General features: G+C 68.0%; 11 protein-coding genes. All 11 read right to left on the bottom strand.

Annotation, left to right across the window (positions count from 1 at the left end; genetic code table 11):
- Window positions 1-15: 15 nt before the first annotated feature.
- Window positions 16-888, bottom strand: coding sequence for an energy transducer TonB (locus tag IAE41_RS07165; RefSeq protein ID WP_234458358.1), 873 nt, complete (start codon window positions 886-888; stop codon window positions 16-18).
- A gap of 91 nt (window positions 889-979) precedes the next feature.
- Entirely contained in the window at window positions 980-1,864 is an 885-nt protein-coding gene (locus tag IAE41_RS07170) for an energy transducer TonB (protein ID WP_200732595.1), read from the bottom strand.
- Between the two features lie 72 nt (window positions 1,865-1,936).
- Window positions 1,937-3,667 (bottom strand): bifunctional isocitrate dehydrogenase kinase/phosphatase, encoded by a 1,731-nt coding sequence (gene aceK / locus IAE41_RS07175; protein WP_200732596.1) that lies wholly within the window; start codon window positions 3,665-3,667, stop codon window positions 1,937-1,939.
- A gap of 180 nt (window positions 3,668-3,847) precedes the next feature.
- Window positions 3,848-4,207, bottom strand: coding sequence for a hypothetical protein (locus IAE41_RS07180; protein ID WP_079223818.1), 360 nt, complete (start codon window positions 4,205-4,207; stop codon window positions 3,848-3,850).
- Between the two features lie 54 nt (window positions 4,208-4,261).
- Window positions 4,262-4,678, bottom strand: coding sequence for a roadblock/LC7 domain-containing protein (locus tag IAE41_RS07185; protein WP_079223819.1), 417 nt, complete (start codon window positions 4,676-4,678; stop codon window positions 4,262-4,264).
- Entirely contained in the window at window positions 4,671-5,219 is a 549-nt protein-coding gene (locus IAE41_RS07190; RefSeq protein WP_200732597.1) for an ATP/GTP-binding protein, read from the bottom strand. The genes IAE41_RS07185 and IAE41_RS07190 overlap by 8 nt, the downstream gene beginning before the upstream one ends.
- Window positions 5,212-6,156 (bottom strand): hypothetical protein, encoded by a 945-nt coding sequence (locus IAE41_RS07195; protein WP_200732598.1) that lies wholly within the window; start codon window positions 6,154-6,156, stop codon window positions 5,212-5,214. The genes IAE41_RS07190 and IAE41_RS07195 overlap by 8 nt, the downstream gene beginning before the upstream one ends.
- Before the next feature lie 251 nt (window positions 6,157-6,407).
- The gene (locus tag IAE41_RS07200; protein ID WP_200732599.1) at window positions 6,408-8,630 is read right to left on the bottom strand and encodes an NADP-dependent isocitrate dehydrogenase; all 2,223 of its coding nucleotides are present in this window, start codon (window positions 8,628-8,630) and stop codon (window positions 6,408-6,410) included.
- Window positions 8,631-8,979: 349 nt separating this feature from the next.
- Entirely contained in the window at window positions 8,980-9,489 is a 510-nt protein-coding gene (locus tag IAE41_RS07205) for a hypothetical protein (protein ID WP_200732600.1), read from the bottom strand.
- A gap of 59 nt (window positions 9,490-9,548) precedes the next feature.
- Window positions 9,549-9,842 (bottom strand): LysM peptidoglycan-binding domain-containing protein, encoded by a 294-nt coding sequence (locus IAE41_RS07210; protein WP_200732601.1) that lies wholly within the window; start codon window positions 9,840-9,842, stop codon window positions 9,549-9,551.
- A gap of 240 nt (window positions 9,843-10,082) precedes the next feature.
- The gene (gene queF / locus IAE41_RS07215; protein WP_200732602.1) at window positions 10,083-10,901 is read right to left on the bottom strand and encodes an NADPH-dependent 7-cyano-7-deazaguanine reductase QueF; all 819 of its coding nucleotides are present in this window, start codon (window positions 10,899-10,901) and stop codon (window positions 10,083-10,085) included.
- Window positions 10,902-11,083: the final 182 nt, after the last annotated feature.

Raw genomic sequence — 11,083 nt, forward strand, 5'->3', positions numbered from 1 at the left:
TCGTCACCGCGCCGCTCAGCCCAGTGGGGTCAGCAGGCGCGGGCCGTCGTTGCGGCCGACCATGTAGACGCCGCCTTCGGGCAGCAGGTCGCTACCGGTGGCCTTTTCGTCTTCGCCGGTCTTCCACGGTGCCTGCTGGCGCGGGCCCGGGATGTAGGCCGACCAGCGGCCGTAACGCTCCGACCGGGCGTCGAAGGCGTAGTTGACCGGCACGCGCACGGTCCAGAATTCGTCGTCCTTGTACTCGCCGGTGGTCGGAATGCTGAACGTCCAGCTGCGGGCAGTACTCACGCTGGCCTTGGCCAGCACGTCGCGCAGCATCTGCATCTGGCGCTCCGGCGCCACCACGGTCAGGTTGGTACGCTCGGCAACCACGTCGGCCACCTTGCCATCGCGCCCGACCTTGACCAGCAGCGTCACCTCACCCTGGCCGCGGATGGCCGCCGCCCGTTCCGGGTAGACCGGCGGGCGCATCTTCAGTGCCCTGACGTTGTCGCTGGACAGCGTGTTCTCTTCATCGACCGGGCCGAAGTTCGCATCGGCCACGCGGACCTGCATGGTGGTGCCGGTCAGGCTGTCCGCCAGCAGCCGCAGGCGGACATCGGTCCGCGCGCGCACGGCCTTGCCGTCGACCAGCACCGGTTCGAAGCGCCAGCTGTTGACCGTGCCCTCGACCAGGCGCGCCACGTCGGCGGCCACCTTGTCACGGTGGTCCAGCTGGAAGCCTTCGACCTGGCCTTCGCGGCCGATGTTGATGACGCCGCTGAGCGTCATGCTGGCCTCCATCTGCTTGCGCACCTCGCGCACGCTCTGCGCATCTGCGCTGCCGATGCAGGCGGCACCGCCGCCGAGGGCCAGCGCCAGCGCCAGGAAAAGGGAAGATCGCATCACACTCACTCCTTGTGCTTGAAAGACAGGTCCCTCGTTGCCAGCGCGCGGCATGCCACGCAGCCCTGGAACACGAGGGACCGGATGGGACTCAGTCCTTTGCCAGTGCCGTCAGCAGACGCAGGCCACGATTGGCACCATCCACCATGTACACGCCGCCGGCCGGCAGCAGGTCACTACCCTCCTGCGCGACATCCTGCTGGCGCCACGGCGCCGACTGGCGCGGGCCCGGGATGAAGGGCTTCCAGACGCCGTAGGGCGTTGGCTGGACGCCCGGCCCGTCACTCATCGTGTAGCTGACCACCGTACGGACCGTCCACTCGGCAGCGTCCTTGTCCTTGCCGGTGGTCGGCGGTGCAAAGGTCCACTTGCGGGCGGCGGCGGTGCTGGCATTGGCAAACAGATCACGCATCTGCCGCATGGAGCGCTCGGGCCCCACGACCCCCAGGTTCACCTGCTCGGTGGCGACGTCGGCTGCATTGCCGTTCCGGTCCACCCTGATCAGCAGCACCACCTCGCCCTGCACGCCGTTGCGGAACGCCTGCTGCGGATAGCTCGGCGGCCCCATCTCGCGCCGCGTCACGGTGTCGGTATCCTTGTCGCTGTACACGTTGAAGTTGACGCCCGTCATGCGTACTTCCATCGTGCCGTCAGCGGCAGGCTTGCCGAGCAGGCGCACGCGGATCGGTGCCGTCACCGACACCGCACGTCCGTCCTGCACGGTCGGTTCGAAGCGCCAGCTGCGGATGGTGCCATCGACGAAACCAGCGATCGTGGGCGTCAAACGCTCGCGCTGGTCCAGTACGAGATTGCTGACCGAGCCGTCTGTGGCCACCTCGATGGTGCCGGTCAGCACCATGCTGGCCTCGGCGGTGGCGCGCACCGCCTTCGTGGTCTGCGCAGGGGCATCAAAAGCGGTGATGGCGGCAACGCTGCCGACCGCCAGGGCAAGGGCAAGACAAAGGGATGAGCGCATCGGTACCGGATCCTTGGCAATGATGGTCCAGCCTAACCGAGTTTCGCGCCGCAGGGCCAGTGGCCGGGTCGGTCAGGCCAATCGATGATCGGCGGCATACGGTGGCGTGTCAGGGTAATCGCCACTGGCGAAGCGGGCCTGCAGGCCTTGCCACCAAGCGGGATCGAACAGGTGGCGGTAGTGCTCGCGTACCGCGGCCAGCTCCTGCGCCGGCAGCCCCATGAACGGCCCGAAGCGCTCGGGGAACACATCGCGCGGGCCGACATGGAACCACGGCTCGTCGGCAAGGGCTTCTTCCGGCGTGCGCGGCTGCGGCCAGGCGCGGAACACGCAGTCACTGACCAGGCACAGCTCGTCGTAGTCATAGAACACCGCGCGACCATGCCGTGACACACCGAAGTTCTTCGGCAGCATGTCACCGGGAAAAATGTTGTTGCGGGCCATGTCGGTGATCGCCTGCGCGTAGTCCAGCGCGGCCGCGCGCACGGCCGGCGCGCCCTGCTCGCGCAGGTACAGGTTCAGCGGACGGAAACGGCGTTGCACGTAGCACAGGGCGATCTCGATCTCATCGCCCTGCACGCGCACGCTCTGCGCGCACTGCTGCAACAGCTCGTCCAGCAGTGCCGGGGCGAAGCGCTCGCGCGGGAACCGCAGGTGACGGTACGGCTGTGCATCGAGCAGGCGGCCAACGCGATCCAGGTTGAACACCAGCGCGTACTTCTCTTCCACCTGCTGCCGCGACATTGCCTTGGGCCAGGCGAAGCGGTCGCGGATCAGCTTGAACACCAGCGGGTAGCTGGGCAGGGTGAACACCGCCATGACCATGCCCGGGGTGCCCTCGGCGTGCACCAGGCGCTCGTGCGGGTGTTCGTTGAAGTGGCGGAAGAAGGTGCGGTAGCGCTCGGTCTTGCCCTGCTTGGCACGGCCCAGCACGGTGTAGATCTCGTCGATGGGCTTGCCCGGCAGCAGGCTGCGCAGGAACACCACCGCGTCACCGACCGTGGCCAGGCCGGCCTGGAAATAGCTGCGCGAGACACCGAACAGATGGGCGACGTCACGGCGGCGGGTCAGCACCGCGTCGGCACGCAGGCCCTGTTCGTCGTTGACCAGGGCGATGATGCAGGGCGAAAAGCGGTGTTCGCCGAACACACGGCCGACCAGGTAGGCACGGCGTTCGCGGTAGAACACGGTGTCGAGCAGCTCGATGCTGCGCACCGGGGTGTCGCCCCAGTGCGCGAGGTCATCCTGCAGGCGGATGGCGATGGCCGCTGCGCAGCGCAGCTGGTGTGCATACGGCACGTCGAAGCGGTAGTCGGCCAGCACCCGCTGCAGCGCTTCCACCGGGCGCGTGGGCGACACCGCATAGGTGTGGCGCGCCACCGGGTGGGTGATCGCATCGGAGGGTTCGATGTCGAACGCGATGAACTCCAGCGCCGGGTCGACGCCCCGGGTCGCGAACAGGCGCCGCGCCAAGGTGTTGTAGAAGGTCTTGTACAGCTCGGCGTCGATCAGCCCCTGCAGCAGCGCGCTGTAGTGCGCGTGCACCTGCAGCCACAGCGCGCGCACGCCGATGGCATCGCCGGCCATGCGCCGCAGCGCGTCCATGCGCTCGGCGATGCACAGGTCGTACAGGGCGATGCGCTCGACCGCATCCTGCCGCGCGGCGGTCCAGTCGCGCTGCTCGAAGCGCAGCCGCGCCCGCGCCGTGATCGCGGCAAAACGGGCGTGGTAGTCCTCGAAGCCATCGCGGATGGCCACGGCGATGCGCGGTGCCAGGTCGGCGGCGATGTCAGGCTGGGACATGCACGGCTCGGCAGGGAGACGGGCATCCACCATACGCCGGCGTGGGGTGGGTTGTGTAGAGCCGGGCCCATGCTCGGCTGCTTCGCTTCTGTAGAGTCGAGCTTGCTCGACTGCTTCTGGCAGAAGTCGAGCAAGCTCGACTCTACGAAAGGCCGGAGCAGAAGCAGCCGAGCCGGTGGCTCAGATCGCCAGCTCGGATTCCACGTCCTGCACCTTGCGCCGGGCCAGGGCGAGGTTGCTCTTCGCGCGGTCCAGCACGATGTAGAAGAACAGGCCCCGCTTCTTCGCCACCGGGCGCATGATGTGGTACGCCTTGCCCAGCGAGATGAGGATGTCCTCGATGCTGTCATTGAGGTTGAGCGAGGCGGCGGTCTTCATCTTCGCGCGGATCACTTCGGTGTTGCCTGCGGCGGCCACTTCCATGTCCATGCCCGCGCCGGCTTCACCCAGCAGCATGCCGCTCTCGTAGTCGACCAGCGCCACGGCCTGCGCGCCGTCGATACCCATCAGTGCATTCAGCGATTCGGTCAGTCCAGCCACGTCGTATCCCCTTGTCAGTGTTGGTTCGAGCCCCTCGTTCCCCTGCGGCCGGGCTCACGATCCGCTGAGTTCGGCCAGGATCGCCTGGCCACATTCCCTGCTCTGCCACAGCACCTGGCCGATCACGCTGCGCTGGTCACAGGCCGCCATCAGCAGCAGCGGCGCGCGGCCTTCGGCCTGGATCGCCAGCATCAGCACCTTGCCGCCCAGTGCTTCCAGCATCAGCGTCTGCAGATCGCCCAGCGCCAGTTCGCGACCCACCGCCGCCGCCAGGGCCAGCATCGCGCTGGTCATCGCGGCCAGCCGCTCGCCGCGCCCTTCGGCACCGGCACTGACCAGGGCGAAGCCATCGACACTGGCCAGCACCACCGTGCGCACCCCTTCCACGCGCCGCTGCAGGTCCTGCAGCAGTGGCTGCAGGCGCTCGCGCTGGCCGGCATCGGGCAGCGTCGCCACCTGTCCATCAGCCATGCAGGGCCACCAGTGCGTGTGCTTCCATTTCGCTCATCAGCACATCCATCAGCAGCAGCCCCTGCGCGCGGTCCCGCGCATCCACGGGCAGCAGGGGCAGCGGCTGGTCATCCAGGCACGCACGGCTGGCCCAGTCGTCCAGCTCCGCATCGGGCACCTGGTCCAGGTGGGTCACCGCCACCACCAGCGCCAGCGTGCCGGCAAACGGCCGCAGCGCCTGCAGGTAGGCATCCAGTTCGTCAGCGACGCCGGCGCGGCGCGCATCCAGCAGCAGCACCGCGCCACGCGCACCCTGCAGCAGGATCGGCCACAGGAAGTCGAAGCGCTGCTGGCCGGGCGTGCCGTACAGGCGCAGGCGCTCACCGTTGGGCAGGTCGATGTCGGCGTAATCCAGGGCGACCGTGGTCGAGGCCTTGTCCGCGCCCGCACGGTCGCTGTTGGCGACGTCGGTGTCGATGACCGCACCGGCCGCGATGCTGCGTACCAGGGTCGACTTGCCACTGCCCATGCCGCCAAGCACCACCACCTTGTGCTCACGCATTGCGCTCGCTCCCGCGCAGGCTGCGCCAGAGGCGTGCCAGCAGGCCATGGTCGGCGCTGCTGCCCCGCGCCGCGGCAGCTACCGGCGCGGCAGCCTGCAGCTGCGCGTAGCCGCACAGGTAGGCGGCATGGATGAAATCACGCACGGCGGCCGGCGGCAGCTCCAGCAACGCCGCGCACTCGTCCACCGTGCACGCGCGCTTGAGCAGCAGCGAGCACAGGCGGAACCCATCGTGGTCATGGCCGAGCACGCGGAAATCGGGCCAGCGCAGCAGCTTCACCGCCGCACCGCGCAGGCGCTCGTCCAGTGCGTGCCAGTGCCGGCTGCGCTGCGCCCATTGCCACAGCAGCGGCCGCAACGGCTGGCGCGCGCGGTTGCCTGCCAGCGCCCGGAACTGCGCCGGCGTCAGCGCGTCCAGATGGAGATGTTCGAAGCCCTGGGCCAGGCGTTCCACCAGCACGGTGGCCGGTTCCTGCAGGAGTACGGCCTGGTCCTGTTCCAGATCCAGCAGCAGCAACGGCTGCCCGCTCTCGCCCAGCAGTGCATGGCCCTGGCGCAGCGGCAGGCGCTCGCGCAGCAGGCGGGTGATGGCATGGGCGCCGTCGGCCAGGCGCACCGGCGCGGGTTCGGCGCTGCCCTGCATGCCACGCAGCGCGCGGCCGATGGCTCCATCATCAAGTACGTCCTGGCGGCCATGGCCCTCGCGCAGCTGGCCGCCGATGCCTTCGATCCAGCACTGCAGGCGCGGCCGCTGCTCGCGCATGCGCAGCGCGGCATTGCGCAGCGCCGGCGTATCGCGCACCACCAGCAGGTCGCAGTCGTCCAGGTCCTGGCTGCGGCACACCTGCCCATCGGGCAGGGCCGAGGCCAGGCGCAGCCGCTGCAGCAGGGCCTGTTCGCCCTGCAGATCGGTTCCCACCACCAGCACGCGTGCCATCCGTGTTCCCCGGGCGACCGCCTCCCCGGCGGTCTCGCGTCGCCAAGGCTAGGGCATCGCCACGCGCGGCCGTCGTGATCGACTGCTCAGATCGACGGCGACCGCAGGTACGCACTGATCCGTTCTGCGACGGCCATCGTGGGCAAGTTTCATGCCGTATTGACGGTTCCGGGAAATGGGGTCGGATCCACAGGAAAAAAGAAACCCGCGCCGGAGCGCGGGTTTCGATGTCACCTGCTGCGGGCGATGGATCAGCCGCGCAGCTGCTCCAGCGCGGCGTTGAAGGTCGCGCTCGGGCGCATGGCCTTGCTGGCCTTGGCCACGTCCGGGCGGTAGTAGCCGCCGATGTCCACGGCCTTGCCCTGCACCGCGGCCAGCTCGTCGACGATCTTCTGCTCGTTGTCGGTCAGTGCCTTGGCCAGCGGGGCGAAGCGGGCCTTCATTGCGGCGTCTTCGTCCTGCGCGGCCAGGGCCTGGGCCCAGTACAGCGCGATGTAGAAGTGGCTGCCGCGGTTGTCGATGCCACCCAGCTTGCGCGAAGGCGACTTGTCATTGTCCAGGAACTGGCCGTTGGCTTCGTCCAGCGCCTTGGCCAGCACGCGGGCAGCGGCGTTGTCGTAGCGGTTGCCCAGGTGTTCCAGCGACGCGGCCAGGGCCAGGAATTCACCCAGCGAATCCCAGCGCAGGTAGTCCTCTTCGACGAACTGCTGGACGTGCTTCGGGGCCGAACCACCGGCGCCGGTCTCGAACAGGCCACCACCGGCCATCAGCGGCACGATCGACAGCATCTTGGCGCTGGTGCCCAGTTCCATGATCGGGAACAGGTCGGTCAGATAGTCGCGCAGCACGTTGCCGGTCACCGAAATGGTGTCCTCACCCTTGCGGATGCGGTCCAGCGAGAAGGCGGTCGCTTCCACCGGCGGCAGGATGCGGATGTCCAGGCCGTTGGTGTCGTGGTCTTTCAGGTACTGCTCGACCTTGGCGATGACCTGCGCGTCGTGGGCGCGGGCGGCATCCAGCCAGAACACGGCCGGGGTGCTGCTCAGGCGGGCGCGCTCGACGGCCAGCTTCACCCAGTCCTGGATCGGCGCGTCCTTGGTCTGGCACATGCGCCAGATGTCACCGGCTTCCACGGCGTGCTCGAACACCACGGTACCGGCCTCGTCGGTGACCTTGACCACGCCATCGGCAGAGATCTGGAAGGTCTTGTCGTGCGAGCCGTACTCTTCGGCCTTCTGCGCCATCAGGCCGACGTTCGGCACCGAGCCCATGGTGGCCGGGTTGAAGGCACCGTTGGCCTTGCAGTCGTCGATGACGGCCTGGTAGACGCCAGCGTAGCAGCGGTCGGGGATGACGGCCTTGGTGTCCTGCAGCTTGCCTTCGGCATTCCACATCTTGCCGGAGTCGCGGATCATCGCCGGCATCGAGGCGTCGACGATGACGTCGCTCGGCACGTGCAGGTTGGTGATGCCCTTGTCCGAGTTGACCATGGCCACGCCCGGACGCTGCGCGTACTCGGCAGCCAGGTCGGCTTCGATGGCGGCGCGGGTGGCTTCGGGCAGCGACGGCAGGCGCGCGGCCAGGTCACCGATGCCGTTGTTGGCATCGAAACCGGCCTGCTTCAGCACGTCGGCATGCTTGGCCAGCACGTCCTTGTAGAACTCGTTGACGGCCACGCCGAACATGATCGGGTCGGAGACCTTCATCATGGTCGCCTTCAGGTGCAGCGAGAACAGCACGCCCTGGGCCTTGGCATCAGCGATCTGCTCGCCGATGAAGGCGGCCAGTGCCTTGCGGCTCATCACGGCGGCATCGACGATCTCGCCGGCCTTGACCGCGGTCTTTTCCTTCAGCACGACGGCGCTGCCGTCCTTGCCGTGGAAGGTGATCTTCAGCGAACCGGCGTTGGCCACGGTGGCCGACTTCTCGCTGCCGTAGAAATCACCGGCAGCCATGTGCGCGACGTGCGACTTCGAGTCGGCCGCCCAGGCGCCCATGCGGTGCGGGTGCTTGCGTGCGTAGTTCTTCACCGACAGCGGTGCGCGGCGGTCGGAGTTGCCTTCGCGCAGCACCGGGTTCACCGCACTGCCCTTGACCTTGTCGTAGCGCGCCTTGTAGTCGCGCTGCTGGTCGTCGGCCGGGGTTTCCGGGTAATCCGGCAGCGGGTAGCCCTGGTCCTGCAGTTCCTTGATGGCCGCCTTCAGCTGCGGCACCGAGGCGGAGATGTTCGGCAGCTTGATGATGTTGGCGTCCGGGGTGGTCGCCAGCTGGCCCAGCTCGGCCAGGTCGTCGCTGACCTTCTGCGCGTCGCTGAGCAGTTCCGGGAACAGCGACAGGATGCGGCCGGACAGCGAGATGTCACGGGTTTCCACCACGATGCCGGCGGTGGCGGTGTAGGCGTCGACGATCGGCAGCAGCGACTGGGTAGCCAGGAACGGTGCTTCGTCGGTCAGCGTGTAGAGGATCTTGGACATGGGGGACTTGGACTCTGTAGCGGTTCTCAGGGGAAGGCCGGCGCAGGCGCCGTGCCACGTGCAACCGTGTCACTTTCCCCCGTCGCCGTCAGGGTGGGCGCGCGGCGGGGAAACCCCTGCATTGTCGCGTTTTCAGCCGCGCGGGGCAAAGCCATCCCATACGCTGCGGTACTGCACCACGGCAACGCTGTGATCCAGCTGCGTGGTATCGGATGCAACCATGCCCGCCGTGCCCGCCAGTAGATCCACGCCATGCGTGGATGGAGCTTTCCCAGGAGCCACAAACAAAAAAGACGCAGCCTCGCGGCTGCGCCCATCGTGAGTCCAACCGGGAGAGAGTCGGCGGGACTTACTTGACCTCGAACTCCTGCGGCGTTCCGGCCGCCTTGCCGTCGACCATGACTTCGGCGCGGTACTTGCCTGCCGGCCAGCCATTGGCGTTCTTGAAGGTGATGTTGGTCGTCTCGGCACCGGAAGCGTTCAGCGTAGCGTTCTGCTCGCCGGCCACCTGGCCATCCTGGAAGGTCAACTTGGCACCGACGGTGACGTTGTTCGCGGCGGCATCGGTACGCACCGAGACGATCACATCGTCCTTCGGCGCGAACAGTGCGGCCGGGGCCACCGACTTGTCAGCGGCAGCGGTCTTGCCCACGGTGACGGCCGATACGGCGACCGCGGCGGCTTCAGCCATCGGCGGCGGCGCGCCGGTCATGGGTGCCGGTGCCGGCTCGGCCGGGGTCGTCGCCGCCGGGGCGGCGTTGTTGTTGGTGGATTCTTCGTTCTTCTTGCAACCGACCAGGGCAACGCTGCCCAGCAGGGCGGCGATCAGGGCGGCATGAAGCGGGTTGGTCTTGATCATTCGGGTATTCCTCCCAGGGATTGTCGGACGGCCTTCGTGCGCCGCTGGGCGCGGGCCGGTCATTTCGGCGGCAGCTTCAGGGTCTGGCCCGGGAAAATCCTGTCCGGGTCGTCGAGGACATCACGGTTGGCCTCGAAGATCTTCTTCCAGGCATTGGCATCGCCCAGGTGCTGCTTGGCGATCTTCGACAGCGAATCGCCCTTCTGCACGGTGTACGTGCCGACACTGACCACATCGGCGGTGCTGTCCACCGATGACGTGACGCCGGAGAAGTCCGCCTTGGGTACCAGCTCGGCGGTACTGTCGACGCTGGCGGTGACGCCGGAGAAATCGGCCTTCTTCTCGGTGCTCATCCACACACTCCCGTCTGCATGACTACGTGGATGGCACGGTGACATGATGGTTGTTAAATGGGGATGGTGCAGATGTGAAGCCGCCACGGGGGGCGGCTGAACAATCGGGGCCCAGAGCGGCCGGCACGACCCGTAACCGTCTGCGAACCACGGTAGCGCCGGCCGCTGGCCGGCGGCTTCTGCTCTGGCCGCTGCGCTCGCCGGGCGTGGCCCGGCGCTACCCGTAACCGCCTGCGGCGGTTACTGGCGCAGCTCGCGGACGGTCGCGGCCGGGGCGGCGATCCCGTGGCTGGCGCGCCACGGATTGATGTCCAGGCCGCCACGGCGGGTGTAGCGCGCTTCCACTTCCAGCCACTGCGGCTGGCAGCGCGTGGAGACCTCGCTGAAGATGCGCTCGACGCACTGCTCGTGGAACTCGGCATGCTCGCGGTAGCTGACCAGGTAGCGCAGCAGGCCGGCACGGTCGATCTTCGGGCCGCGGTAACGCAGGCTGACCGTCGCCCAGTCCGGCTGGCCGGTGACCGGGCAGTTGGATTTCAGCAGCGCCGAGACCAGCGTCTCTTCCACCACCTGCCCGGCATCGGCAGCGAGATAATCGGCCTGCGGCGGGCCGTAGCAGTCGATCTCCACGTCCAGCCCATCGATGGACTCGCCCAGCGGCGACTCGACAAGCTGCGGCAGGCCGAACTGCACCTGCACCGGCGCGCCCGCGCAGGCCGACAGATCGGCCACCAGGCGTTCGCGCAGTGCCTCGGCGCTTTCCATGCGGGTGCTGTTGAGGGAGTTCAGATAGAGCTTGAACGACTTCGATTCGATCAGGCGCGGCGACGTGCAGGGCACCTGCACGGTGGCCACGGCCACCTGCGGCTTGCCGCGCGGGTCGAGCCAGCTCAGTTCGAAGGCATGCCAGCGGTCGTGGCCGACGAACGGCAGCGCGGCGTCATCGAGACCGATCTCGGTGCGGGCCCCGATGCGGGGAATGGGAAACAGCAGGCCGGGATCGTACTGCGACGGGTAACTGACCTCGCGACCGAGGCTGGAGTCCTGGGGGGTGTTCATGGGTGCCATTGTATCGCGGCGGGGGCGGGCCTTCGGCCGGGTCGGCCAACGGCGGAGCCCCTCCGTGGTGGGTGCTGAAAGCCTGGGGACTGAGGGTTGGCCGGGAGGGTGGGTTGGCTGGGGGACGCCGTGAACCCGTCCATGGAGGCTCGGTCGCCGCATCCATGCGGCTCACGCCCCCC

Origin of the sequence: Stenotrophomonas sp. S39 (assembly GCF_016624665.1) — a bacterium.
GTDB lineage: Bacteria > Pseudomonadota > Gammaproteobacteria > Xanthomonadales > Xanthomonadaceae > Stenotrophomonas.

Bases quoted from the DNA above. Each gene is read 5' to 3' on its own strand.
- aceK (WP_200732596.1), bottom strand. From the start codon at position 3,667: ATGTCCCAGCCTGACATCGCCGCCGACCTGGCACCGCGCATCGCCGTG.
- IAE41_RS07190 (WP_200732597.1), bottom strand. From the start codon at position 5,219: ATGCGTGAGCACAAGGTGGTGGTGCTTGGCGGCATGGGCAGTGGCAAG.
- queF (WP_200732602.1), bottom strand. From the start codon at position 10,901: ATGAACACCCCCCAGGACTCCAGCCTCGGTCGCGAGGTCAGTTACCCG.
- IAE41_RS07185 (WP_079223819.1), bottom strand. From the start codon at position 4,678: ATGGCTGATGGACAGGTGGCGACGCTGCCCGATGCCGGCCAGCGCGAG.
- IAE41_RS07205 (WP_200732600.1), bottom strand. From the start codon at position 9,489: ATGATCAAGACCAACCCGCTTCATGCCGCCCTGATCGCCGCCCTGCTG.
- IAE41_RS07210 (WP_200732601.1), bottom strand. From the start codon at position 9,842: ATGAGCACCGAGAAGAAGGCCGATTTCTCCGGCGTCACCGCCAGCGTC.
- IAE41_RS07165 (WP_234458358.1), bottom strand. From the start codon at position 888: ATGCGATCTTCCCTTTTCCTGGCGCTGGCGCTGGCCCTCGGCGGCGGT.
- IAE41_RS07200 (WP_200732599.1), bottom strand. From the start codon at position 8,630: ATGTCCAAGATCCTCTACACGCTGACCGACGAAGCACCGTTCCTGGCT.
- IAE41_RS07170 (WP_200732595.1), bottom strand. From the start codon at position 1,864: ATGCGCTCATCCCTTTGTCTTGCCCTTGCCCTGGCGGTCGGCAGCGTT.
- IAE41_RS07195 (WP_200732598.1), bottom strand. From the start codon at position 6,156: ATGGCACGCGTGCTGGTGGTGGGAACCGATCTGCAGGGCGAACAGGCC.